Raw genomic sequence first — 22,365 nt, forward strand, 5'->3', positions numbered from 1 at the left:
CCCCCGCCGCGTTGAGGCCCCGCAGGGGGCCCACGCGTCCCTTACGGGTTGTGTTCCCGCCCCCCTACGGAATGTGCTCGGTCCCCATTTCCATCCGGAACCGCAGCTGGAAGTCGCGGACGAACCCGCGCAGATAGCCCTCGCTCAGCGGGCCGCCCTCCCGTCCGGTGACCCCGTAGGAGTTCAGCAGATAGCGGCCGAACTGCCGGGAGTCGGGGAAGTCGTTCTTCTCCGCCACATACATGCGGTAGGCCGCGTAGTACGCCTCATCGCGCGGTACGTCGTCGGGGAGCGCCGCGACCGGCGGCAACTGCTCGGGTTCCGGCGGGAGTTCGGGCTCGGGGGCGGGCTCGGGCTCCGGCGCGTGGCCGCGTGGCCCGGGGACCGGCAGCGGATCGCCGGCGTTGCCCAGCGGGCGGCTGCGGCCGGGGCCGACCGGGACCGTCAACGGGGGCGTGGCGGTGGACTGTCCGGGCGCCGGCCCGTCGGACGCCTCGTGCAGCGGTTCGGGGGCGGCCTCGTGTACGGGCTCGTCGGCCCGCTCCCGTACGGGCTCGTCGACGAGCTCCTGGACAGGCCCGTCGGGGATCTCCTGTACGGGTTCGTGGGTCATTTCCCGTACGGGCCCTGGGGTTTGATCCCGTACGGGCCCCGGGGTTTGATCCCGTACGGGAGCCGCCACGGCCGCCGGTGCTCCGGCCGCCGCCGGCTCGACGGCCGGATGCTGCTCCGGTGCCGGCAGCTCGATGCCCGCCGCCGCCAGCCCGGCCGGCGCCGTCCTCGCCAGCGGTACGCCGTACCGCGCCAGCCGCAGCGGCATCAGCGCATCGACGGGTGCCCTGCGGCGCCAGGCGCGGCCGTAGCGGGCCCGCAGCCGTGCCTGGTAGACGAGCCGGTCCTGCTCCAGCTGGATGACCTCGTCGTACGAGCGCAGCTCCCACAGCTTCATCCGGCGCCACAGCCGGAACGTGGAGGGGAAGGCGAGCAGCCAGCGGGTGAGGCGGACGCCCTCCATGTGCTTGTCGGCGGTGATGTCCGCGATCCGGCCCACCGCGTGCCGCGCCGCCTCCACCGCGACCACGAACAGCAGCGGGATGACCGCGTGCATCCCGACGCCCAGCGCATCCGGCCACGCCGCCGCGCCGTTGAACGCGATGGTGGCGGCCGTCAGCAGCCAGGCGGTCTGGCGCAGCAGCGGAAACGGGATACGGATCCAGGTCAGCAGCAGATCCAGCGCCAGCAGCACCACGATCCCGGCGTCGATGCCGATCGGGAAGACCACCGAGAAGGCGCCGAAGCCCTTCTTCTCCGCCAGCTCGCGCACCGCCGCGTAGGAGCCGGTGAAGCCGATGGCCGCGATCACCGCCGCCCCGGCGGTGACCACACCGATGAGGATGCGGTGGGTACGAGTCAACTGCGCCGTGTGCGTCCCGGACACCCGCGGTCCCTCCCCGGCTCGGCGAAATGGCGCGCCTAGCGTGGCACACGCCCTTCAGGCCGCCGCTGGGAGGTGCCCCGGCCGGGCCGGAGCGCGGCCGGGACCGGGGCGTTCACCAGGGCGTTCGTCAGGCGTTGGCCTTGGTGGCGGCGGCGACCGCCTCCTTGGCGGCGGCCTGGGCCTTCTTCAGCAGATCGGCGCCCTTGGGGGTGTCGGCGCCGGCCAGGCCCGCGCCGTTGTAGTTGATCGTGACGACGATGTTGGAGGTACGGGCGACGATCGTGGTGTTCTTGAAGTCGTTGCCCTCCTTCTTCGCGTCGTAGGTGATCGCGGTCGCCTCGTCGCCGGTACCGGAGGTCTGGGCCGTCTTCACCTTCTTGGCGCCCTTGGCGTCCTTCGCGGCGGCCACCTGCTTGGTGTAGAAGTCCGAGGCCCGCTTCTCGGCCGAGCCGACGGTGGGCTCGGAGTCGTAGCGCTGGTAGCCGATGTCCAGCCAGCGGAACTGGGTGCCGTCGACGCCCTGCTCGTCCGAGCTGTTCCAGGAGCAGGTGCCGTGCGCCGCGTTGTCGGAGGATTCGCCCTGGTCGCCGGAGGCGTTCTTCACCTTCGGCAGCAGCTTCTTGATCGTGTCCTTGGAGAACGCCGCACACGGGTTGGGCAGCGTCTTGAACTTGGCGGGCGCGACGCTCGGCGACGGGCTGCCCGACTTGCTGGTGGAGGGCGCGGAGGAGGAGGCGTCACCGGAGCTGTCGCTGTCCGAGCCGGAGCAGCCGGCGACGAGCAGCACCGGTACTGCTGCGCAGGTGAGGAGGCTGGCGAGGCGCTTGGCTGAACGGTGCATGGTTCCTTCGCTGTTCGTCGTCGATCGGATCGGCTAGACGGCACGGTACGCGGCGCGGCGGGGCGGGTGACCGTTTCGTGTCGATGAGCACGACGGATGAAAAGGGCATGCGGGAACGAGATTGCCCCTTCGTGGCGGTTCGCCCAATCCGGACTATTCGCTGAGGCTGTCCGACAGCTCGCCGGCCAGCGAACGTGCCTTGTCCTGCAGTTCCTGGCTGTCCGGCAACATCGTCTTGTCCGTGGACCACTGGTCGTAGGTGAGCGTGACGATCACATTCGACGTGCGAAAGACCACAGTCACATCGCGGTGCACTCCGGAGTCCGCGGTGACCAGTTTGTCGTCGAGGAACGCCGCGTCGCCGAGGTCGTCCAGGACGCGCGAAGCGGTCGAGCCGCCGGGGGCCGCGCTGGGGCCGGTGGGCTGCGAAGGGCCCTTCGAGCCTGTCTTCCCGCCCTTGCCCGCCTTCTCGTCCGCGGTGTCCGCGGCCTTGTCCGTCTTCTTGCCGTCCGTCGCGGCCGCGCCCGAGGTCCCTGCCGTGCCGGTCTTGTTTGCCTCGGCGCCCTTCCTCGTCGTGGGGGAGGGCGGCGGGGTGCCCGGTGAGGCGGAGCCGGTGCTGTCGGTCGGGATCTTCGCCGCCAGCTCCTTGCTGTCGTAGATCCCCTGCGCCTTGTCGTCGTCGCTGACCGCGGCGTCGTAGGAGACCACCCGCTGGATGTCGAGGCTCAGATGGCGGGTGCCCTCGGTGGCCTCACGGGTCCAGCGGCAGCCCACCCGGCGGTCGGTGTCATAGGTGACATCGGCCTGGCCGGCGTAGAGCTTCTTCGCCTCCGCGCTCGACAGCTGCTGGTCGTCGCCGGGCAGCATGCTGCGCAGGGCGCTGCGCGACGGCAGTCCGCACGCCTCCGGGAGGGTCTGGTAGCGGCCCGGTTCGGCGGCCTGGCTCGCCGTGGAGGCATCACCGCTCTTCGCGTCCACGCCGCCACTGCCGGTGCTGGAGCCTCCGGTGCAGCCGGTGAGACCGGCGGCCAGCGCCGCGGCGGCCACCAGTGCGGCGCCGGGTACGAACGACCTCCGTGGCATCGTCCGCCGCTCCTTCCCCTGCGAAATGCGGTTGCCGCCCGATGGCGGCCGATGGACACAATGTCTACCGCACGCGTTGCCGCATACGCCGGTCCGGCGTCCAAGATCATGCATCTTGTCCGGCTTTTGCGTTTTTCGGATTTTCGGGGGAATGAGGAAGTTATGTCGTACGTCGAGGTGCCCGGCGCGCAGGTACCGATCCGGATGTGGACGGACCCGGCCACGGTCGAGGGCGTCGCCATGCAGCAGCTGCGCAATGTCGCCACCCTGCCGTGGATCAAGGGCCTGGCCGTGATGCCCGATGTCCACTACGGCAAGGGCGCCACGGTCGGCTCGGTGATCGCGATGCGCGGTGCGGTCTGCCCGGCGGCGGTCGGCGTCGACATCGGCTGCGGAATGAGCGCGGTGAAGACCTCGCTCACCGCCAACGACCTGCCCGGCGATCTCTCCCGCCTCCGCTCGAAGATCGAGCAGGCGATCCCGGTGGGGCGGGGGATGCATGACGACCCCATCGACCCGGGGCGGCTGCACGGTATGCCGACGGCGGGGTGGGGGGACTTCTGGGCGCGGTTCGAAGGGCTCGCGGACGCGGTCAAGTTCCGCCGGGAACGGGCCATGAAGCAGATGGGGTCGCTCGGCTCGGGCAACCACTTCCATGAGATCTGCCTCGACGCCGACGGGGCCGTGTGGATCATGCTGCACTCCGGATCGCGCAACATCGGCAAGGAGCTGGCCGACCACCACATGGGCGTGGCCCAGAAGCTGCCGCAGAACCAGGGGCTGGTCGACCGCGACCTCGCCGTCTTCATCTCCGACACCCCGCAGATGGCGGCGTACCGCAACGATCTGTTCTGGGCGCAGGAGTACGCCAAGCACAACCGCGAGATCATGATGGCCCTGACCCAGGACGTGATCCGCCGGGAGTTCAGGAAGGCGCAGGTGACCTTCGGCGAGGTCATCTCCTGCCACCACAACTATGTGGCGGAGGAGCAGTACGACGGCATGGACCTGCTGGTGACCCGTAAGGGCGCCATCCGGGCGGGCGACGGCGAGTACGGCATCATCCCGGGCTCGATGGGCACCGGCTCGTACATCGTCCGGGGTCTGGGGAACGCCGCGTCCTTCAACTCGGCCTCGCACGGCGCCGGCCGCAAGATGAGCCGGAACGCCGCCAAGAAGCGCTTCTCGACGCGCGACCTGGAGGAGCAGACGCGGGGTGTGGAGTGCCGTAAGGACTCCGGAGTGATCGACGAGATCCCGGGTGCCTACAAGCCGATCGAGAAGGTCATGGACCAGCAGCGGGACCTGGTCGAGGTCGTCGCCCACCTCAAGCAGGTGGTGTGTGTGAAGGGCTGACGGCCTTGGGGGAATTGAGTTCGGTGCGTGATGGCGCGGCGTTCGGCCGGGGGGTGTCGGGGAACTCCTTGGCCGGGCCCGTGCATCCGGCGTCGACCTGGGCTCTCACCGTCGGGCCACGGACCGCACGGGCCCAGGTCAGCTTCACAATTCACCCAACCCGTAAGGTCCTTGGCGCGTCACGAATTAAGCGCACCCGAGGCATTCCCCTCAATGCGGTTAGCGGGGCAAACGGGGTCGACCCACCCGCCGTCCCCCCGACACGTGCGTTCATCGCGCCGTCCGACATACTCATGCCACATGAACGAGGCATGGGAAGTACTCATTTTCATCGGCATGATCCTGTTCATGGCCGCTATCTTCGGACTCGGCATCTGGGCCTGGCGGTCAGGGAACAAAAGGGACGGCCGAAGCCCCCAACAGTGGGAAGAGCTCATCCAGTTCGTGGAGGCCCGGGGCTGGAGCCACACCGCTTGGGTTCCCGGCGGGGGAGACCGCTACTGCGGGGGAGACCCACTTCCCATGAAGGGCACCAATGTCCCCATCCGGGACCACATCGTCGGCGAATTCCGGGGTCGCCCGATCAGCTGCTTCGAGCGCAACTCGCGCGACATGAACGCGGACGGCCCGGACTCGGTGCTGTACTCCGCGGTGTTCGCCGTGACGATGCCGACGCCCGTACCTCGGATGGTCATCAAAAAGCCGCGGGCAGTGGACAAGGTGAACGCGCGCGCGGACGCCCTGTTCGGCGGCGGCAAGGTGATGGAGCTGGGCGACCCCGCATTCGACGAGGCATTTCGCCTGATCGCCAACGACGAAGAGTTCGCGCGCAGTGCCCTGACCGGCTCCATGGCGCAGTTCCTCACCTCCGACCCCCGCGCCAAGGACCAGCCTCTCCGGTTCCAGGAAAACCATCTGCTCACCTGGCACCGGGGGCGGCTCCGGGCGGAAGACATCGAACAGAAGCTGAACTACCTGTGCGACGTCCTGGACCGCTTGCCGGCGCAGGCATAACACCCCGCCTGAATGACGGCGCTTGCGGTGAGCCCCTCACGGATAAGGATCGCGAGGGGCTCACTCATGAGCGTCGAGGTGCCCAGGACTTACGCTGCGCCAGGGCTCGCCGGGCGAATGGACTTGACGAATTCCTCGTAGTCTTCCGCGACCTGATCCAGCTGGGACTGCTTGGCCGTCAACGCCAGCTCGATCACTGCGTGTGTGGACGGGTCGCGCGCATCCTGCATGAGCAGGTAGACCTGGCTCTGGACCAACTCCACAGGGAATCCGCGCAATGTGGTGGAGATCCGCAGCGTTTGGGTCAGCGCAGGCAATTCCGGGGTTCCCCCCTGCGTCTGCTTGGCGACGGTCACGGTCGCCCCCTCGCGCAGCCGCTCGACCGATTCGTGCGCGAGTGTCACCAGGTCGGTTTCATCCCGAATTTGACCGGCGATCGTGATATTCGCGGTGAACTTGTCCCGCGACCCGGGGTGCAGCGCAATGAAGGCCACTCCGGGAGCGCCCACCTCATCGGGGGGTGCAGGCTGCCAGCCCTCCGGCAATGAAAATTCGATCTTTACCGGCAGTGTGGTCGCCATCGTGGATCAACTCCTAGTGTGCGAAGTGCGAGGCCAGTGTCATCCGAAGGGGTTGATGGCATCCAGCCCATCGCCGACGGCGTCGAGGCCCTCACCCACCTTGTCACCGATGTCGCTGACCGTGTCGACGACCTTTTGCGGGTCGATCTCGGCCTGGAAGCCGACCTTGCCCCCGAGTCCGAGTCCCACGCCCACATCGGCGCCGATGACGAACTTCCCGTCTTTCATGCCGGCATCCGCATGGGCCGCAGCTCCGGCTCCGGCCCACCCTTCCGCGGTGGCACCGGCCCCGATACCGCCCACGTCCGCGTGGGCGCTCGCAGTCGCCTTGGCGCCCGCGAAAGCCTCGGCGCCCGCGTGCACTCCGTCCTTGCCCACGGATGTGTTTACCTGCGCCTCAGCGCCGGCGAAGGCCGTGGCGTCCGCCTTTGCAGCGGCGGGGCCGTACTCGACGCCACCCTCCGCGGAAGCCTGCGCCAGGTACGCCTTACCGCCGGCTCCGACCTGGACCCTGCCGTCCTTGATCGACGCACCCGCTGTGCCTTCCGCCCCGAGAAGTTTGAGACCGGCCTTCCCGGACACCTTCCCGTCGTCCCCGAACTGCGACTCGCCTTCCGCCTCTTTCTCCCAGGCATTCACCTCGGCCTTCCGCTCCCACAGCTTGGCCTCGAAGGACCGGGGCTTCTTGGCATTGGGATCCGCGGGCGCCGCATCGGGGTCGGGCTTCGACGCGCCATAGAACTTCTGACGCTGTTCGCTCAGCGGGTTGGATTCGTAGAGGTCCTTGAGGGTGGCACTGGTCTTTCCCGACTCCTTTTGCTGTTCGGCGGTCTTGCCTGCCCTTTGCAGCCAGGACGGAGCGTCGGAAGCGCCTCCGGCCGCGTCCTTCAGCTTTTCCGCCGCCGAATCAGCTTCGTCCCGTACGTGCTGTCGGGCGGTCTTCAGGATCAGCTGGGCCTGGCTTTCATCCCCGTCGTCCCACAGCTCGATTGCCTCCCGCGCCTGGCCCTGTGCCGCACTCAACGCCGTGGCGTACCTACTGACCGCGCCAGCCGCGTCGGACAGCGCATCGGAAGCGTAGAGCCAGTTCTTCTTCTCGCCGGAAAGCTGTTCCCAGAATCGGTCACTGGCCGCACCGTTCCAGCCGGATATCCGTACGGCGCCCAGCCCCTGTGCGACGGTCTCGAATTTGCCGGATTGTTTCTTCAGTGCCCGCGCGACGCTCTCGATTTGCCCTGCGTCGCCGGGGATGAGCCCCTTGGGGTCTTTGGTTTCGCCCAGCTCTTCCGTCATACCGTCCCCCGCTGCTACAGCCCCGAACCATTCTTATGCTGATCTATGTACTTTATGTATTCGCCGGTATGGGATTCGTTTTGCTCGTAGGTGTCCGCTTGGCTTTTTAGCTTGTCCGACATGTCACCTGCGCGGTCACCGAGAACGAGATAGGCCACGTCCCACGTCTCGCAAAAAGTTTCAAACTTATCGGCGAGGATCTTGTCGCCCTGGCCGGAACCATCAAAGTTCTCGTTCAGTGCTGAGAAATCGGCACCCTTTGCCGGGTTAAGGCATTTCAGTACATCCGAAGCCCCAGCCCTGAGCTCATCCGGATCGGCTTTAAAGCCATCGCGATTAATGGACACCCTCGAACCACCCCCCCGTGAACACGCGCTAATGACAGGCGAGTTGGCACTGTCGGTCGGGCGAATCTATCACCACCTGTGGGCCCGTCAGATCGCCGGGGCGGTTCGAGTCCTCCGTCCGCAACTCACCCTATTAATCCCGCTAGTTTCACAGATCGACCCATCGCCGAATTGTCCGGCCGACGCCTCGACATGAAGCAGGATGGGAGGTGGCGGCCCTCAAGTAGAGGAAAGCGCAGGGGAGTTCGAGCAATTAACCTCATCGCGACCGCGTAGGGCAATTATCCCGTCCCGCCGCTGACGATTCCTGGAGGCATCCACCCCACCTTCGCCAACCTCTTCAACGGAATGCTGACGCCCGCTCATCGTTATTCGGAAATCGCGGGACGATACGGAGCAATGAGGGTCGGTCAGGTACCACCGGCCCGGGCGCCGCCCCCAGCAGCCGTTGACCGCGCTGATGAAGGCCGCCACGGCCACCCGGTAGTCGCGCTCACTGCCCGCATCGCCGCGAGCGTGCCGACCGTGGCTCCTGGGCCCGTTCGTTGATGCGCAGGTGCAGCGCGGCGAGCACCCCTTCGACGTCGCTGAACTCCTCGTAGAACTGACGGGTGGACAGGCCCGCTTCCTCGCACAGGGCGCTCACCGACGTGGCGCGGTATCCGGGGCCGCCGCCGAAGAGTTGCAGTCCCGCTTCGAGCAGCCGCTGCCACAACTATGTGGCGGAGGAGCAGTACGACGGCATGGACCTGCTGGTGACCCGTAAGGGCGCCATCCGGGCGGGCGACGGCGAGTACGGCATCATCCCGGGCTCGATGGGCACCGGCTCGTACATCGTCCGGGGTCTGGGGAACGCGGCGTCCTTCAATTCGGCCTCGCACGGCGCCGGCGCAGGGCTGACCGGGACGGTCTCGCCGACCGGGGACGGTCTTGGGGCGGCGTGGCGCACAGGAGCGCCGCGCCGCTCTGGCCTGCCGGAGGGCTTCCGGCAGGCCAGGGGGGCTCAAGTGGTGCGGTGGACCTTGGTGTTGGAGGCCTGGGCGCGGGGGCGGACCACCAGGAGGTCGACATTGACGTGGGCGGGGCGGGTGATCGCCCAGGTGATGGTGTCGGCGACGTCCTCGGCGCTCAGCGGCTGGTCGACGCCCTCGTAGACCTTGGCGGCCTTGGCGTGGTCGCCGCGGAAGCGGGTGGTGGCGAACTCGTCGGTCTTGACCATGCCCGGGGCGACCTCGATGACCCGCACCGGCTCGCCGCACAGCTCCAGGCGCAGGGTTTCGGCGATCACATGGGCGCCGTGCTTGGCGGCGACATAGCCGCCGCCGCCCTCGTAGGTGCCGTGGCCGGCGGTGGAGGAGAGGACGACGACGGTGCCGTCGCCCGACGCGGTGAGCGCGGGCAGCAGCGCCTGGGTCATATGGAGCACGCCGAGCACATTGACCTCGTACATGGCGCGCCAGTCGGCCGGGTCGCCGGTGGCGACCGGTTCGGCGCCGAACGCCCCGCCGGCGTTGTTCACCAGGACGTCGACCGAGGGGTAGCTTTCGAGGGCCGCCGCGAAGTCGTCGACGGCGGCGCGGTCGGTGACGTCGAGCGCATAGGCCGTGGCGCCCGGCAGCTCGGCGGCGAGGGCCTCGATACGGTCCTTGCGGCGGGCGGTGAGGACCACGCGGTAGCCGGCGGCGGCCAGCGCGCGGGCGGTTGCGGCGCCGATGCCGCTGCTCGCTCCGGTGACGACGGCGGTACGGGCCTCGGCGGTCATGACGCTCTCCTCGGGACGGTGGGGGCTCCTGTTGCCGAGGAGCCTGGTGAGGTGGTGCGACCGTCAGGATATGCGGGTCCGGTCAGCGACCCCTGGGGACGTACATGATCACTGCCATGCCGGCCAGGCAGATCAGCGCGCCGATCACATCCCAGCGGTCGGGGCGGTAGCCGTCGGCGACCATGCCCCAGGCCAGCGAACCGGCGACGAAGAGCCCGCCGTACGCGGCGAGGATGCGGCCGAAGTCGGGGTCCGGCTGGAGGGTGGCGACAAAGCCGTACAGGCCGAGCGCGAGAACGCCGGCGCCGATCCAGATCCAGCCCTTGTGCTCACGGACCCCTTGCCAGACCAGCCAGGCGCCGCCGATCTCGAAGAGCGCGGCAACGACGAAGAGAGCGGCGGACCGGGCGATGAGCATGGGTGAAGCGTAGGGCGGGGCGCGTTCGTCCCGGCGCGGGATGTGGCCCTATGGGTACATCCGGGCAGGGCTGTCAGTGGGGTGTGAGAGCTTCGGAAGCATGCTGATCGAACGGGCTTACGTGGATCTTCCGCAGGGGGAGGGAACGGCCGAGGCCGGCTGGCCCTGGACGGTGCCGTGTGTGCGCCAGCTGACCGAGGAGGGGCTGGAGTTCCGTGCGCCGGTGACCTTTCTGGTGGGGGAGAACGGTTCGGGGAAGTCGACGCTGGCCGAGGCGCTGGCGGAGGGGTTCGGACTGGATTCCTACGGCGGGTCGGCGGGCTACAAGTACGCCAGCTCGCGGGAGGCCTCGGTGCTGGGCACCCGGATGCGGTTCGATCCGACCCGGGAGGGGCGCCGGATGGTGCGGGGACCGCGGACCCGCCGCCAAGGTTTCTTCCTGCGGGCCGAGACGGCCCTGGAGGCGCTGAGCGGCGAGCAGAGGGCGCAGCGGGTGTCCCGGCACCCGGACGAGATGAGCCATGGCGAGGGCTTCCTGATGGCCTTCCGCGAGCGGTTCGCACAGCGCGGGCTGTATGTGATGGACGAGCCGGAGGCGGCGCTGTCCTTCTCCTCCTGTCTCGAACTGATAGGACTGATGGACGAGTTGGCGAGCGGCGGCGCGCAGATCATCTGCGCCACGCACTCCCCGCTGCTGACCGCGCTGCCCGGTGCGGAGATCGTCGAGGTCGGCGCGCACGGCATGCGGTCGGCCACCTGGGCGGAGCTGGGGCTCGTCGACCACTGGCGGCGCTACCTCAACGACCCGCGGGCGTATCTGCGCCATGTGCTGGCGCCGGGATGACGGCCGGGCGGGCCGCGGCCATGGGGCCGGCTCCGGGGGCGGTGCCGGCCCAGTGGCGGAGCGCGGTGCGCAGGGCGGCGGTGCGCTCCGCGGGGTCGGTGGCGTCGGTGGCCCAGGCGATATAGCCGTCGGGCCGTACCAGCAGGGCCGTGCGCCGGTCGCTGTGCCAGGCGGCCCGCAGGGTCCGGTCGTCGACGGGGTGCAGGGGATCCTCGCCGCTCGGCAGAGCCCCGGGAACGGCGGGATCGTCGGCCGGGGCTATGAGGACGAACCTGCCCCGGCGGAGGAGTTCGTACAGTCGGCTGCCGTCCGCCAGCCGGATGTCGGGGGCGCGGTGGCCGGCGAGCCGGTGGGCGCCCGGCCCGGCCGGATAGGCGAGCCCGATGCCGGAGAGGGTGCGGATCGCACGACGGGAGAGCGGCCCCAGCCGGTTGATGAGCTGGGCGGCGAGACCGCGGGCGGCGCGGCCCGGTGCGGAGTGCAGCAGGGCGATACGGAGGATGGCGCCGCTGCTGCGCAGCACCTGCTTGCCCACGGCGTGCCGCTCGGTCTGATAGCTGTCCAGCAGTGACTCGGGCGCATGTCCCTGGACCACGGCCGCCAGTTTCCAGCTGAGGTTGGCGGCGTCCTGGAGGCCGGTGTTCATGCCCTGGCCTCCGGCGGGGGAGTGGACATGGGCGGCGTCGCCGGCGAGGAAGACCCGGCCGACGCGGTACTCGGGAACCTGGCGCTCATCGCTGTGGAAGCGGGACATCCAGCGGGCGTCATGCATGCCGTGGTCCGTACCGAGGGCGAGCCGGGTGACCTCGCGGACCTCGGCGAGATCGACGGGTGCGTCGTCGTCGGCCTGGCACTGACGGTTCCATCCGATGACGCGGTACCAGCCCTCACCGAACGAACCGATCAGGGCGAACGCGTCACTCGTGGCATTGACGGTGAAGGGGGACTCGGGCTCCTGGGCCAGCCGGACATCGGCGAGCACCACGGAGCGGATCACGGACTTGCCGGGGAAGGGCAGCCCGATCGCCTCGCGGACCGTGCTGCGCACACCGTCGGTGCCGACCAGGTAGGCGGCGCGGGCGCTGCCGGGGCCGTCGCCGGTGCGCAGCCGGACCGTCACCCCCTCCCCGTCCTGCTCCAGGCCGGTCACCTCCGAGTCGTACCGGAACACCACCCCGGCCTGCCGGGCCCGGCGCTCCAGCAGCCGCTCGACCTCGAACTGGGGCGTGATCAGCACGAACGGGAAGCGGGAGGGGAGCTGCGTCGGATCGAGGGTGGCCTTGCCGAACAGCCGGAGGCGGGGGATCGGATGGCCGCCGGCGACCAGCTCGTCGGCGAGACCGCGGGCGTCGAGCTGTTCCAGGGTCCGGGCATGGACGGTCAGGGCCCGGCTGAGGTTGCTGGTCGTATCGGCGCGGCGCTCGAGGAGGGTGACGGCGAGGCCGGCCTCGGCGAGGTCGCCGGCCAGCAGCAGCCCGGTCGGCCCGGCGCCGACGACGAGGACATCGGCATCGCGGGGCCCGGCCGCCGCCCGCCCCGTGCTCGCGCGCTCGCTCTCTCCCGGCTTGTGGTTCATGGCATCCATGGCTGTTGCCTCCTGTGCCTTCCGACTCCCCCGATGCCAACGCGTGTGGGTCAACGCGCGTTGGTCAACGCTTGTTGGCAAGCGTAGGACCCCTCGCGCTGGCATGTCAACAGTCGTTGGCCTACAGTTGTTGACATGCCTGAAGCCCCCGCCCTCACCAGCACCGATCCCGCCCCGGACCCCCTGCCCGGTGCCACCGCTGCCCCCGCCGGCCCCGACGCCTCCGAGGCCCCCGACGGCGACGCCCGCCCCCGCCGCTCCGCCGCCACCCGGGCCGCGATCCTCGCCGCCGCCCGGGACCGCTTCGCCGCCGACGGCTACGAGCGCGCCACGATCCGCGCCATCGCACGGGAGGCGGGCATCGACCCGTCGATGGTGATGCGCTACTACGGCAACAAGGCCGGCCTGTTCGCCGCCGCCTCCGAGATCGATGTGCACGCCCCCGACCTCACCCACGTTCCGCACGACGAGCTCGGCGTCCGCCTCGTACGCCACTTCCTCGAACGCTGGGAGTCCGACGAGACACTGACCGGCATGCTGCGCGTCGGCGCCACGAACGAGGCGGGCGCCGAGCGGATGCGGGGGGTCTTCGGCGAGCAGATCCGACCGGTCCTCGCCGCGGTCTGCCCCGTACCGGAAGAGGCCGCGGTCCGCTCCGCGTTGATCGCCTCGCAGATACTGGGCATGGCGCTGTGCCGCTACGTCCTGCACATCCCGCCGGCCGTCGGCCTCAGCCACGACGAGGTCATCGCCTGGCTGGCCCCCACCGTCCAGCGCTATCTGACGGACGAACTGCCCTGAAGCGCCGCGCCTCCGGGCTCAGCGGACGTACGCCGTCGGCGGCACCCCGACCGTCGCGGTCACCTCGCGGACCAGATGCGCCTGATCGCTGTACCCCAACTCGGCGGCCAGCGCGGCCCAGTCGACCTCCGCGTCCGAAGTGGCGCGCTCCAGGGCCTCATGGACCCGGTAGCGCAGCAGCACCCACTTGGGGCTGACCCCGACATACCCCGCGAAAAGCCGCTGTAGCGACCGTACGGACATCCCTTCATCGCGGGGGAAGTCCGCGACGCGGCGGATCGTACGGTCCCGGCGGATCCGGTCGGCCAGCCCCATCGCGAGCTCGGCCTGGGCGAGGACCCGCGGCTCGGCCCGCAGCAGAGGCATCAGGAAGGCGTCGACCGCGGCCACGCGGTCGTCCTCGTCCTCCGGCTCCAGTACGGCGGACGCGGCATCGGCGCTGCCGGGGGCGTACGGGCCGGCCGCGGCGCTCCCGAAGACCGTCGCCAGCGGCAGCCGGCGGTCCGTCCAGTCCGTGGCCGGCCGCTCCGGGGTGAACGGCCGGAACCCGCCGGGCCGGAACTGCACCCCGCACACCCGCCCCCGCCCCGCCAGCTTCTGCTCGTACAGCTCCAGCCCGACACCCGCGACCTCGCCGAACGCGGGCCGGCCGGCGTACCGCTGGAAGACCAGGTTCACGCACGGGTGCGGGACGACATGGGCGGCGTACGGCTCGGCCAGATCCCAGTCGATCAGCCAGTAGTGCTCGACGTACGGGCGCAGCGCGGCGGCGGGGGAGCGGCGACGGAACCGCACCCGTGTGAAGAGCTCCGGGGCGTCGACGATGCCCCGCGTGTCGCGCCGTGGAGCGGCCATGCCCCGGATCCTAGGGCGCCCGGCGGACCTGTCGCATTTCTTCAAGCCGTCGCCGCTGCCCGGCCGTAACGTCATCCGCATGAGCGACATGCGAGACGTAACGGACGAAAAGCGCGAAGCCGAAGCCGCCCAGGAGACCGCCCCGATCAGCGCGCTGCTGGCCGCCGCGGCCGAGGCGGCGCTCCCCGTGGTGCGGGCGGTGGACGAGGACCAGATGGGGCGGCCGACCCCCTGCGCCGAGTACGACGTACGCGCGCTGCTCAACCACCTCTTCCACGTCGTCGTCGCCTTCCAGGACCTGGCCGCCAAGAAGGACGCGGACTTCAGCCGGACCCCCGACCGGCTCGGTGAGTACGGCGCCCGGTGGCCCGACCGGTTCGCGGACGAGACGGCGCGGCTGGCCGAGGCCTGGGCGGCACCGGGCGCGGAGGACGGGCTGAGCGGCGGGATGCAGCTGCCCGCGCGGACCGTCGGGGCGATGGTGCTGCTGGACCTGACGGTGCACACCTGGGACCTGGCGCGGGCGACCGGACGGCCGTACGCACCGCCCGCGCAGTGCGTGGCCGAGCTGCGGACGCTGGTCGCGCGGATGGGCCCGACGGCCCGGAAGATGAACGTCTTCGCCGAGCCGGCCCCCGTACCGCCCGGCGCCGGCGCCTTCGACGCCCTGCTGGCGGAGACGGGCCGGGACCCCCGCTGGACCGCCGGCTGACGGAGCCCGGACGGCCTTGGAGACATGGCCCGAATGTGGCGGCTCCTGCGCCGCCGCGGTCTCTAGGGTGGATCACCACCGACATCCACACCGCCGGCCGGCGGACGAGTGGGAGGTCCCCACCGATGGACGAGCCCGGCACGACCCGCGCCCCGCTCCCCGAGGGCCTGATCGACTTCTACGGGCTGACGCCGCTGCCCCGCGAGGGCGGTCGGTTCCGGCAGACGTGGGCGGGCCCGCGGCGCCCCGACGGGCGGCCCGAGGGAACGGCGATCGTGATGCTGCTGACCTCCGAGCCGGGCGACTTCTCCGCCCTGCACCGGCTGCCGACCGACGAGATCTGGCACTTCTACACGGGCGACCCGCTCACCCTGTTCCTCCTGCCCGGGAACGAAGCCGCCAGCCTGGCCACCGGCCACGCCAACGCCAACGCGAACGCCGACGGCCACGCCAACGCCAACGCGAATGCCAACGCGAACGCCGACGGCCACGGCAACGCCAGCGCCAGCGCGAACGCCAACGGCACCGGACCCCCCGGCCGGCCCCGTACCGTCGTCCTCGGCCCGGACGTCCTGGCCGGGCAGCACGTCCAGTTCACGGTGCCGGCCGGTACATGGATGGCCGCCGAGGTCGCCGACGGCGGCGCCTGGACGCTCTTCGGCTGCACGCTGGCGCCCGGATTCACCTTTGAGGACTACGAGCACGGCGACGCCGCGGCCCTGACCGCGAGCTTCCCCGAGGAGGCAGCGCGGATCGCCGCGCTGAGCCGGCCATGACAGAGGCGCTGACCCCTTGTGAGCCCAACGCCGGTGAGGGGGCGGGGACTTCCGGTGTGGCCGGGCGGCCGGCCGGTTCCGGACATGCGGGGCTGCCCGGTCTCAGCGGGCAGGTGGCCCTCGTCACCGGAGCCGCCGGCGGCATCGGGCAGGGCATCGCGCTGCGGTTCGCCGCCGCGGGGGCCGCGGTGGTGGTCCATCACCGTACGGGCGCCGAGGCGGCCGGTGCGCTGGTCGCGCGGATCGAGGAGGAGGGCGGCAGGGCGCTGGCGCTGCGCGCCGATCTGGCCGTCGAGGAGGAGTGCCACCGGCTGGTGTCGGAGGCGGCCGCCTGGCGCGGCCGGCTGACCGCGCTGGTCAACAACGCCGGGGTGCAGCCGACGCAGGAGCTGGCGGGGATGTCGCTCGCCGACTGGCGGGCGGTGGCCGACACGAACGTGCACTCCGTGTTCGCCTGCACCCAGGCCGCGGTGGAGGTGATGCGGGCCACCGGCGGCGGTTCGGTGACCCATATCGCCTCGATCGAGGCGGACCGTCCGGCGCCGCTGCACGCCCACTACTGCGCGTCCAAGGCGGCGGTGGTGATGCATGCGCGCTCGGCGGCGCTGGAGTACGGGCCCCACGGCATCCGCGTCAACAGCGTCTCGCCGGGCCTGATCGCCCGCCCCGGCCTGGAGGCGGACTGGCCGGAGGGGGTGCGGCGCTGGCAGGCGGCGGCGCCCGCCGGACGGCTGGGGCGGCCGGAGGACATCGGCGATGCCTGTGTGTTCCTCGCCTCACCGATGGCGTCGTGGATCACCGGGCACGATCTCGTCGTGGACGGCGGGGTCTCGGCCCGCCCCACCTGGTGAGCGGCCCGGCAGCCCACCACCGGGCCGCCGGGTCACGGACACCCGCTCACCCACCGGACGGCCCGGCCGGACGGCCCTCCGGCCGCCCAGCTGAACCGTTACGGCCAGACCAGGCAGTACGCCTGATGCCCCGCCTCGTGCAGCCGGTGGCTGAAGTCCTGCCACTCGTGCAGCAGCTGGTAGACGCTGAAGGCGTCGCGCGGGCCGCCGCGGTCGGGGACGGTGGACCAGATGAACGCGGCCGCACCGACCGACTCCTCGCCGACGCCGCGCAGCGGGTCGACCACGGTCATGGGGAGCTTGACGACGGCGTAGTCGGGGTGGAGCACGACGAGTTCGAGCGGTGGAACCTTATGGAGCGGTATGCCCTCTATACCGGTGAGGACCATGGCGGCCATGGTCTCCGGCTTGATCTTGGTGAACATACCGCCCATACCGAGCTCGTCACCGCCGAGTTCCTCAGGGCGCATGGAGATCGGGACACGGGCGGCGGTGGCGCCGTTGGGTGCACCGAAGTACTTGTACGTCACCCCCATGCGGCCGCCTCTGATGTCCCCGCCCTTGGTTTCCTCACGCCGGTGACGGCCGCGCTGGGCGCGGCCGGGACCCCGGTCATCGGTTCCCTCGCCCAGTTCGCCACCGCGATGCATATCTCCACCCGACCACTCGCAGCCCCAGCCGCGCAACCCGATCATCGTCTCAGAGACCTCCCCCGTCACCGGCGCGTGAAACGCCCGGCCGCACGCCCCCGTGCGCCTCTGAGACCATTGCTTGCGTGACTTACTCGTACGTCGCCCCAGTTTCGCAGACGAGTGGGGTCTGACGCCCGGTCGGAAGCGAGAGGAATCAAAAAAGGATCGAGCGGGAACCGCACGGCCCCTTGGGTGGTCCAAGCGGGGATTCCCGCACGTTGTCAGCCGGGCCGTGTCCGCGCGTCGCCGCCCTCCCCGTTTATGCAGGTCAGGATCACAGTGTCTTTTCCGTATGAAGCCCCTGTTTCGCAGTCGCTGTTCGAGCGTGCGTCCGCGGTGACGCCGGGCGGCGTCAACTCTCCGGTGCGCGCGTTCCGCGCCGTGGGTGGTACGCCCCGTTTCATGGTGTCCGGTACCGGTCCGTACCTCACCGACGCCGACGGCCGTGAGTATGTCGACCTCGTGTGCTCGTGGGGTCCGATGATCCTCGGCCACTCCCACCCCGAGGTGATCGCCGCCGTCCAGGAGGCCGTCGCCCGCGGTACGTCCTTCGGCACGCCCGGCGCGGGCGAGGTCGAGCTGGCCGAGGAGATCGTGGCACGGATCGAGCCGGTCGAGCAGGTGCGGCTGGTCTCCAGCGGCACCGAGGCGACGATGTCGGCGATCCGGCTGGCGCGCGGTTTCACCGGCCGCCCCAAGGTGGTCAAGTTCGCCGGCTGCTACCACGGGCATGTGGACGCGCTGCTGGCCGCGGCCGGTTCGGGCGTGGCGACCTTCGGTCTGCCCGACACGCCGGGGGTGACCGGCGCGCAGGCCGGCGACACGATCGTGCTGCCGTACAACGACCTGGAGGCGGTGCGGGCCGCGTTCGCCGCGCACCCCGGCGAGATCGCCTGTGTGATCACGGAGGCGTCGGCCGGCAACATGGGCGTGGTGCCGCCGCTGCCCGGCTTCAACCAGGGCCTGAAGGATCTGTGCTCCGCCAACGGCGCGCTGTACATCTCCGACGAGGTGATGACCGGCTTCCGCGTCAGCAAGTCCGGATGGTACGGAATTGATGGCGTACGCCCCGATCTGATGACCTTTGGAAAGGTGATGGGCGGCGGCTTCCCGGCAGCTGCCTTCGGCGGGCGCGCGGACGTCATGGCGCACCTCGCCCCGGCCGGCCCGGTCTACCAGGCGGGCACCCTCTCCGGGAACCCGATCGCCACCGCGGCCGGCGTCGCGCAGCTGCGGCTGCTGGACGACGCCGCGTACGAGAAGGTCGACGCGGTCTCCGCCGAGGTGCGGGACCTGGTCACCGCCGCGCTGGCCAAGGAGGGCGTGGCACACCGCCTCCAGGTCGCGGGCAACATGTTCTCGGTCTTCTTCACCGGCTCGGACGTCACCAACTACGACGAGGCCAAGGCGCAGGAGTCCTTCCGCTTCACCGCCTTCTTCCACTCGATGCTGGCGCAGGGCGTCTACCTGCCGCCGTCCGCGTTCGAGTCGTGGTTCGTCTCGACCGCACACGACACACAGGCCGTCGAGCGGATCGCGGCCGCCCTGCCGGCCGCCGCGCGGGCCGCCGCCGAAGCGAGCGGATGATGGGTGACATGAGCAGCGAAGAGATCACCGTCGTCCATCTGATGCGGCACGGCGAGGTGCACAACCCCGAGGGCGTCCTCTACGGGCGCCGTCCCGGCTACCACCTCTCCGACCTCGGGCGGAAGATGGCCGACCGGGTCGCCGAACATCTCGCGGACCGCGACATCACCCATGTCGTGTCCTCTCCGCTGGAGCGTGCGCAGGAGACCGCGGCGCCGGTCGCCGCCGCGCACGGCCTGGATCTGGCCACCGACGAGCGGCTGATCGAGGCGGCCAATGTCTTCGAGGGCAAGACCTTCGGGGTCGGCGACGGCGCGCTGAAGAAGCCGGGGAACTGGAAGTACCTGACGAACCCGTTCCGGCCGTCGTGGGGCGAGCCGTACCTGGAGCAGGTCGTACGGATGATGGCGGCGCTCGGCGCGGCCCGGGACGCGGCACGCGGCCACGAGGCGGTGGCGGTCAGCCACCAGCTGCCGATCTGGGTCGTACGTAGCTTCGCGGAGCGGCGGCGGCTGTGGCACGACCCGCGGAGGCGGCAGTGCACGCTGGCCTCGCTGACGTCGTTCACGTTCCACGGCGACAAGATCATTTCGGTGGGGTACAGCGAGCCGGCGCGCGACCTGGTTCCCTCCCATCTTCTGGCGGGCGCCAAACCCGTCAAGGGAAAGGCCAAGGCTTTCGGTGCCTGACGCTGCATCACTTGGCGGAACGTCAAAGCCGGGCGAAATGAAATATCCGAGCGAATAGCCCGGAGCTCCCATCGCTCAACATGCCCTCCACTCCGTTGTCCGTTTATATGGACATTGAGTTCCGCGAGCACGGATGGGGATCAGGGTATGCGCGCGATCAGTCGGCGAAGCCTGCTAGGCATGGGAGTTGGTGCAGCCGCGGCGCTGGGCGTCGCCGGCTGCTCCTCGTCCGACTCAGGCGCGGGGGCGGACAAGCAGAAGGTGAAGAACTCCGTCCAGGCCCGCCCCAAGCTCATCGGTGACGGCTCCACGGCGAATTACGGCGTGCAGCCCCATCAGCCGAAAGCACCCCAACGGCTCGAGCCCGGACAGACCCCTCCACAGTTCGTGGTCTTTTCCTGGGACGGCGCGGGAGAGGTCGGCAACGGCCTCTTCCCCCGCTTTCTCAAGCTCGCCAGGGACCACGGCGCGGCCATGACCTTCTTCCTGTCCGGCCTCTACCTCCTCCCCGAATCCCAGAAGCACCTCTACGAGCCGCCGAACAACCCGCGCGGCGCCTCCGCCATCGGCTATCTCAGCGACGACCACATCAAGGAGACGCTGAGGTATGTGCGCCAGGCCTGGCTGGACGGCCACGAGATCGGCACCCACTTCAACGGCCACTTCTGCGGCGAAGCCGCGACCTCGGTCAAGCACTGGACCCCCGCGCAGTGGCAGTCCGAGATCGACCAGACGATGGACTTCGTCACCAAGTGGCGGACCAACACCGGCTTCGCCGACCTAGAACCGCTGCCTTTCGATTACCGGCGGGAACTGGTCGGCAGTCGTACGCCATGTCTGCTCGGCCAGAAAAATCTGCTGCCCACCGCCAGGGAACTCGGCTGGCGCTATGACGCCAGTGCGCCCGGCGGTCTGCAGATGTGGCCGAAGAAGAAAATGGGCCTCTGGGATTACCCGCTCCAGCTGATTCCCTTCCCGGGGCACTCTTCCGAGGTGCTCTCGATGGACTACAACATGCTCTTCAATCAGTCGAGGAACTCCACCAAGGCCCCGCCGGCCAACTACCCGGGCTGGCGGCGGCAGGTCACCGACGCATATATCTCCGGATTCCGCCGGGCCTACGAGACCAACCGTGCCCCCCTCTTCATCGGCAACCACTTCGAGCAGTGGAACGGCGGCATCTATATGGACGCCGTCGAGGACGCCCTCAAGCACATCGCCAATGAGCAGAACCGGGATGTCCATCTGGTGTCCTTCCGGCAATTCACCGACTGGCTCGACGCCCAGGACCCCGAGGTGCTGCGCAAGCTCCAGCAGCTCCCCGTCGGCAAGCGCCCGAGCGAGGGCTGGAAGAGCTACCTCTCCGCGGCCTGACGTCCCCCCTTCGTCCGGGGGCAAAGCCACGCGAGGGGGGCGCGGAAGATCCGCAAATGGCCCATGCGAAACTTTTCACATGAGTGCTGACCGCGCCCCCCGCCGCCGCACGCGCCGCCGCCGGACCGCCCTGCTCGCCGCAGGGGCCGCGGCCGCCTCGCTGATGCTGAGCGCCTGCGGTGACGGCGCCTCCGGCGGCTCCGCCCAGACCCGCTTCGTCCAGGGCAAGAACGGCGTCGACACCGTCAAGCAGGCCGACCGGCAGCCGGCCCCCGACCTGTCCGGCGAGACGACCACCGGCAAACAGCTGGACGTCGCCGACTACAAGGGCAAGGTCGTCATCCTCAACGTCTGGGGATCATGGTGCGGGCCCTGCATCGCCGAGGCGGACAACTTCGCCAAGGTCGCCCACGACACCAAGGACAAGGGCGTCCAGTTCATCGGGATCAACACCCGCGACTCCGAGAAGTCGCAGGCCACCAGCTTCGAGGAAGAGCACAAGGTGCCCTATCCGAGCCTGTTCGACCCGACCGGACGGCTGATGCTGCGCTTCCCCAAGGGCAGCCTCAACCCGCAGTCGATCCCCTCCACGATCGCCATCGACCGGCACGGCAAGATCGCCGCCCGCTCGATCGGCCCGCTCACCGAGGACGATCTGCGCAAAATGGTCGCCCCGCTGATCGCCGAGAAGTGATCGCGTGATCGAGCTCGCCGCCGTGGCCGGCCAGAACCAGACCGTGCTGTCCGGCACCCTGCTGGCCGCCGTACCCGTCGCCCTGCTCGGCGGACTGGTCTCCTTCTTCTCCCCCTGCGTCCTGCCGCTGGTCCCCGGCTACATGTCGTACGTCACCGGTGTCACCGGCACCGACCTCGCCGAGGCCCGCCGCGGCCGGATGCTGGCCGGCGCCGCCCTCTTCGTCCTCGGCTTCACCGCCGTCTTCGTCTCCGGCGGGGCCCTCTTCGGCTACTTCGGCAGAAACCTCCAGGAGTACCGGGACATCGTCTCCCGGGTGCTCGGCGTCCTGCTGATCCTCCTCGGACTGGCCTTCGCGGGCGTCCTCAAACGGTTCGGCCAGGTCGAACTGCGCTTCCACAAGAAGCCCGCCATGGGGCTGCTCGGCGCGCCGGTGATCGGCGTGCTCTTCGGCGTCGGCTGGACGCCGTGCCTGGGCCCCACCCTCACCGCCGTCCAGTCCCTCTCCTACTACGAGGCCAGCGCCGCCCGCGGCGCCCTGCTGAGCGTCGTCTACTGTCTGGGCCTGGGCCTGCCGTTCATCGTCGCCGCCCTCGCCTTCCGCCGGGTCCTCGGCGCGTTCGGCTGGGTCAAGCGGCACTACGTGTGGGTCATGCGGACCGGCGGCGGCATGATGGTCGCGCTCGGCATCCTCCTCGTCACCGGCGTCTGGGGGGACCTGATGTCCGAGCTGCAGAGCTGGACACAAAGCACCACCGTTGGGATCTGATCG

General features: G+C 70.0%; 23 protein-coding genes and 2 pseudogenes. 13 read left to right on the top strand and 12 right to left on the bottom strand.

What is annotated here, in order from left to right:
* Positions 1-64: 64 nt before the first annotated feature.
* The 3 genes from ACZ55A_RS36175 to ACZ55A_RS36185 form a co-directional block, all read right to left on the bottom strand.
* Positions 65-1,414, bottom strand: coding sequence for a DUF2637 domain-containing protein (locus ACZ55A_RS36175; RefSeq protein WP_468849212.1), 1,350 nt, complete (start codon positions 1,412-1,414; stop codon positions 65-67).
* A gap of 151 nt (positions 1,415-1,565) precedes the next feature.
* Complete coding sequence (locus ACZ55A_RS36180) at positions 1,566-2,279, bottom strand: DUF3558 family protein (protein ID WP_468849213.1); 714 nt, start codon at positions 2,277-2,279, stop codon at positions 1,566-1,568.
* Positions 2,280-2,432: 153 nt separating this feature from the next.
* Positions 2,433-3,362 (bottom strand): hypothetical protein, encoded by a 930-nt coding sequence (locus tag ACZ55A_RS36185; protein WP_468849214.1) that lies wholly within the window; start codon positions 3,360-3,362, stop codon positions 2,433-2,435.
* 162 nt (positions 3,363-3,524) lie between these two features.
* On the opposite strand from ACZ55A_RS36185, the gene ACZ55A_RS36190 reads away from it, so the two are divergent.
* On the top strand, positions 3,525-4,718 hold the full coding sequence (locus ACZ55A_RS36190; protein WP_468849216.1) for an RtcB family protein: 1,194 nt from the start codon (positions 3,525-3,527) through the stop codon (positions 4,716-4,718).
* Positions 4,719-5,018: 300 nt separating this feature from the next.
* Positions 5,019-5,732, top strand: coding sequence for a hypothetical protein (locus tag ACZ55A_RS36195; protein ID WP_468849218.1), 714 nt, complete (start codon positions 5,019-5,021; stop codon positions 5,730-5,732).
* A gap of 89 nt (positions 5,733-5,821) precedes the next feature.
* Here the strand turns inward: ACZ55A_RS36195 and ACZ55A_RS36200 are convergent, their stop codons facing one another.
* The 4 genes and pseudogenes from ACZ55A_RS36200 to ACZ55A_RS36215 form a co-directional block, all read right to left on the bottom strand.
* Entirely contained in the window at positions 5,822-6,313 is a 492-nt protein-coding gene (locus ACZ55A_RS36200; RefSeq protein WP_468849220.1) for a hypothetical protein, read from the bottom strand.
* A 39-nt stretch (positions 6,314-6,352) separates the two neighbouring features.
* Positions 6,353-7,606 (bottom strand): putative T7SS-secreted protein, encoded by a 1,254-nt coding sequence (locus ACZ55A_RS36205; RefSeq protein WP_468849222.1) that lies wholly within the window; start codon positions 7,604-7,606, stop codon positions 6,353-6,355.
* Positions 7,607-7,620: 14 nt separating this feature from the next.
* Positions 7,621-7,953, bottom strand: coding sequence for a hypothetical protein (locus ACZ55A_RS36210; RefSeq protein ID WP_468849223.1), 333 nt, complete (start codon positions 7,951-7,953; stop codon positions 7,621-7,623).
* A 529-nt stretch (positions 7,954-8,482) separates the two neighbouring features.
* Positions 8,483-8,662, bottom strand: a pseudogene (locus tag ACZ55A_RS36215) (TetR/AcrR family transcriptional regulator); the annotation flags it as partial.
* A gap of 1 nt (position 8,663) precedes the next feature.
* On the opposite strand from ACZ55A_RS36215, the pseudogene ACZ55A_RS36220 reads away from it, so the two are divergent.
* Positions 8,664-8,847: pseudogene (locus ACZ55A_RS36220) on the top strand (RtcB family protein); the annotation flags it as partial.
* A 109-nt stretch (positions 8,848-8,956) separates the two neighbouring features.
* Here the strand turns inward: ACZ55A_RS36220 and ACZ55A_RS36225 are convergent.
* Both ACZ55A_RS36225 and ACZ55A_RS36230 read right to left on the bottom strand, forming a co-directional pair.
* The gene (locus ACZ55A_RS36225) at positions 8,957-9,715 is read right to left on the bottom strand and encodes an SDR family oxidoreductase (RefSeq protein WP_468849225.1); all 759 of its coding nucleotides are present in this window, start codon (positions 9,713-9,715) and stop codon (positions 8,957-8,959) included.
* 82 nt (positions 9,716-9,797) lie between these two features.
* A complete protein-coding gene (locus ACZ55A_RS36230) occupies positions 9,798-10,133 on the bottom strand; it encodes a YnfA family protein (RefSeq protein ID WP_468849227.1) in 336 nt (111 codons plus the stop codon).
* 100 nt (positions 10,134-10,233) lie between these two features.
* Between ACZ55A_RS36230 and ACZ55A_RS36235 the strand changes: the two genes are divergently transcribed.
* Complete coding sequence (locus ACZ55A_RS36235; protein WP_468849229.1) at positions 10,234-10,977, top strand: AAA family ATPase; 744 nt, start codon at positions 10,234-10,236, stop codon at positions 10,975-10,977.
* Here ACZ55A_RS36235 and ACZ55A_RS36240 read toward each other — a convergent pair.
* Entirely contained in the window at positions 10,931-12,562 is a 1,632-nt protein-coding gene (locus ACZ55A_RS36240; RefSeq protein ID WP_468849231.1) for an FAD-dependent monooxygenase, read from the bottom strand. The two genes, ACZ55A_RS36235 and ACZ55A_RS36240, sit on opposite strands and share 47 nt — an antisense overlap.
* Before the next feature lie 135 nt (positions 12,563-12,697).
* On the opposite strand from ACZ55A_RS36240, the gene ACZ55A_RS36245 reads away from it, so the two are divergent.
* Positions 12,698-13,363: a TetR/AcrR family transcriptional regulator gene (locus ACZ55A_RS36245; RefSeq protein ID WP_468849233.1), complete on the top strand. Its 666-nt coding sequence runs from the start codon at positions 12,698-12,700 to the stop codon at positions 13,361-13,363.
* An 18-nt stretch (positions 13,364-13,381) separates the two neighbouring features.
* Here ACZ55A_RS36245 and ACZ55A_RS36250 read toward each other — a convergent pair whose 3' ends face one another.
* A complete protein-coding gene (locus tag ACZ55A_RS36250; RefSeq protein WP_468849235.1) occupies positions 13,382-14,218 on the bottom strand; it encodes a DUF6597 domain-containing transcriptional factor in 837 nt (278 codons plus the stop codon).
* A gap of 79 nt (positions 14,219-14,297) precedes the next feature.
* Here ACZ55A_RS36250 and ACZ55A_RS36255 point away from each other — a divergent pair, with 79 nt between their 5' ends.
* The 3 genes from ACZ55A_RS36255 to ACZ55A_RS36265 all read left to right on the top strand — a co-directional run bounded on the left by ACZ55A_RS36255 (position 14,298) and on the right by ACZ55A_RS36265 (position 16,557).
* A complete protein-coding gene (locus tag ACZ55A_RS36255; protein ID WP_468849237.1) occupies positions 14,298-14,930 on the top strand; it encodes a TIGR03086 family metal-binding protein in 633 nt (210 codons plus the stop codon).
* Positions 14,931-15,055: 125 nt separating this feature from the next.
* A complete protein-coding gene (locus tag ACZ55A_RS36260) occupies positions 15,056-15,706 on the top strand; it encodes a cupin domain-containing protein (RefSeq protein ID WP_468849238.1) in 651 nt (216 codons plus the stop codon).
* The gene (locus ACZ55A_RS36265; protein ID WP_468849239.1) at positions 15,703-16,557 is read left to right on the top strand and encodes an SDR family NAD(P)-dependent oxidoreductase; all 855 of its coding nucleotides are present in this window, start codon (positions 15,703-15,705) and stop codon (positions 16,555-16,557) included. Before ACZ55A_RS36260 ends, ACZ55A_RS36265 begins: the two co-directional genes overlap by 4 nt.
* 98 nt (positions 16,558-16,655) lie before the next feature.
* Here ACZ55A_RS36265 and ACZ55A_RS36270 read toward each other — a convergent pair whose 3' ends face one another.
* A complete protein-coding gene (locus ACZ55A_RS36270) occupies positions 16,656-17,207 on the bottom strand; it encodes a hypothetical protein (RefSeq protein WP_468849241.1) in 552 nt (183 codons plus the stop codon).
* 303 nt (positions 17,208-17,510) lie between these two features.
* Here ACZ55A_RS36270 and hemL point away from each other — a divergent pair, with 303 nt between their 5' ends.
* The 5 genes from hemL (at position 17,511) to ACZ55A_RS36295 (ending at position 22,362) form a co-directional block, all read left to right on the top strand.
* Positions 17,511-18,836, top strand: coding sequence for a glutamate-1-semialdehyde 2,1-aminomutase (gene hemL, locus ACZ55A_RS36275; RefSeq protein ID WP_468849243.1), 1,326 nt, complete (start codon positions 17,511-17,513; stop codon positions 18,834-18,836).
* Between the two features lie 8 nt (positions 18,837-18,844).
* Positions 18,845-19,525: a histidine phosphatase family protein gene (locus ACZ55A_RS36280; RefSeq protein ID WP_468849244.1), complete on the top strand. Its 681-nt coding sequence runs from the start codon at positions 18,845-18,847 to the stop codon at positions 19,523-19,525.
* Between the two features lie 147 nt (positions 19,526-19,672).
* A complete protein-coding gene (locus tag ACZ55A_RS36285) occupies positions 19,673-20,899 on the top strand; it encodes a polysaccharide deacetylase family protein (RefSeq protein ID WP_468849245.1) in 1,227 nt (408 codons plus the stop codon).
* A gap of 79 nt (positions 20,900-20,978) precedes the next feature.
* On the top strand, positions 20,979-21,593 hold the full coding sequence (locus ACZ55A_RS36290) for a TlpA family protein disulfide reductase (RefSeq protein ID WP_468849246.1): 615 nt from the start codon (positions 20,979-20,981) through the stop codon (positions 21,591-21,593).
* 7 nt (positions 21,594-21,600) lie between these two features.
* Positions 21,601-22,362: a cytochrome c biogenesis CcdA family protein gene (locus ACZ55A_RS36295; RefSeq protein WP_468849275.1), complete on the top strand. Its 762-nt coding sequence runs from the start codon at positions 21,601-21,603 to the stop codon at positions 22,360-22,362.
* The last annotated feature ends 3 nt before the right edge of the window (positions 22,363-22,365 follow it).

The organism is Streptomyces sp. NPDC034111, assembly GCF_055575375.1.

What these genes read in the sequence shown, in the direction of transcription:
- ACZ55A_RS36205 (WP_468849222.1), bottom strand. Translation starts at nt 7,606, where the DNA reads ATGACGGAAGAGCTGGGCGAAACCAAAGACCCCAAGGGGCTCATCCCC.
- ACZ55A_RS36180 (WP_468849213.1), bottom strand. Translation starts at nt 2,279, where the DNA reads ATGCACCGTTCAGCCAAGCGCCTCGCCAGCCTCCTCACCTGCGCAGCA.
- ACZ55A_RS36245 (WP_468849233.1), top strand. Translation starts at nt 12,698, where the DNA reads ATGCCTGAAGCCCCCGCCCTCACCAGCACCGATCCCGCCCCGGACCCC.
- ACZ55A_RS36285 (WP_468849245.1), top strand. Translation starts at nt 19,673, where the DNA reads ATGCGCGCGATCAGTCGGCGAAGCCTGCTAGGCATGGGAGTTGGTGCA.
- ACZ55A_RS36260 (WP_468849238.1), top strand. Translation starts at nt 15,056, where the DNA reads ATGGACGAGCCCGGCACGACCCGCGCCCCGCTCCCCGAGGGCCTGATC.
- ACZ55A_RS36230 (WP_468849227.1), bottom strand. Translation starts at nt 10,133, where the DNA reads ATGCTCATCGCCCGGTCCGCCGCTCTCTTCGTCGTTGCCGCGCTCTTC.
- ACZ55A_RS36200 (WP_468849220.1), bottom strand. Translation starts at nt 6,313, where the DNA reads ATGGCGACCACACTGCCGGTAAAGATCGAATTTTCATTGCCGGAGGGC.
- ACZ55A_RS36265 (WP_468849239.1), top strand. Translation starts at nt 15,703, where the DNA reads ATGACAGAGGCGCTGACCCCTTGTGAGCCCAACGCCGGTGAGGGGGCG.
- ACZ55A_RS36250 (WP_468849235.1), bottom strand. Translation starts at nt 14,218, where the DNA reads ATGGCCGCTCCACGGCGCGACACGCGGGGCATCGTCGACGCCCCGGAG.
- ACZ55A_RS36255 (WP_468849237.1), top strand. Translation starts at nt 14,298, where the DNA reads ATGAGCGACATGCGAGACGTAACGGACGAAAAGCGCGAAGCCGAAGCC.
- hemL (WP_468849243.1), top strand. Translation starts at nt 17,511, where the DNA reads ATGCAGGTCAGGATCACAGTGTCTTTTCCGTATGAAGCCCCTGTTTCG.
- ACZ55A_RS36225 (WP_468849225.1), bottom strand. Translation starts at nt 9,715, where the DNA reads ATGACCGCCGAGGCCCGTACCGCCGTCGTCACCGGAGCGAGCAGCGGC.
- ACZ55A_RS36270 (WP_468849241.1), bottom strand. Translation starts at nt 17,207, where the DNA reads ATGCATCGCGGTGGCGAACTGGGCGAGGGAACCGATGACCGGGGTCCC.
- ACZ55A_RS36240 (WP_468849231.1), bottom strand. Translation starts at nt 12,562, where the DNA reads ATGGATGCCATGAACCACAAGCCGGGAGAGAGCGAGCGCGCGAGCACG.
- ACZ55A_RS36190 (WP_468849216.1), top strand. Translation starts at nt 3,525, where the DNA reads ATGTCGTACGTCGAGGTGCCCGGCGCGCAGGTACCGATCCGGATGTGG.
- ACZ55A_RS36195 (WP_468849218.1), top strand. Translation starts at nt 5,019, where the DNA reads ATGAACGAGGCATGGGAAGTACTCATTTTCATCGGCATGATCCTGTTC.
- ACZ55A_RS36290 (WP_468849246.1), top strand. Translation starts at nt 20,979, where the DNA reads ATGAGTGCTGACCGCGCCCCCCGCCGCCGCACGCGCCGCCGCCGGACC.
- ACZ55A_RS36185 (WP_468849214.1), bottom strand. Translation starts at nt 3,362, where the DNA reads ATGCCACGGAGGTCGTTCGTACCCGGCGCCGCACTGGTGGCCGCCGCG.
- ACZ55A_RS36235 (WP_468849229.1), top strand. Translation starts at nt 10,234, where the DNA reads ATGCTGATCGAACGGGCTTACGTGGATCTTCCGCAGGGGGAGGGAACG.
- ACZ55A_RS36280 (WP_468849244.1), top strand. Translation starts at nt 18,845, where the DNA reads ATGAGCAGCGAAGAGATCACCGTCGTCCATCTGATGCGGCACGGCGAG.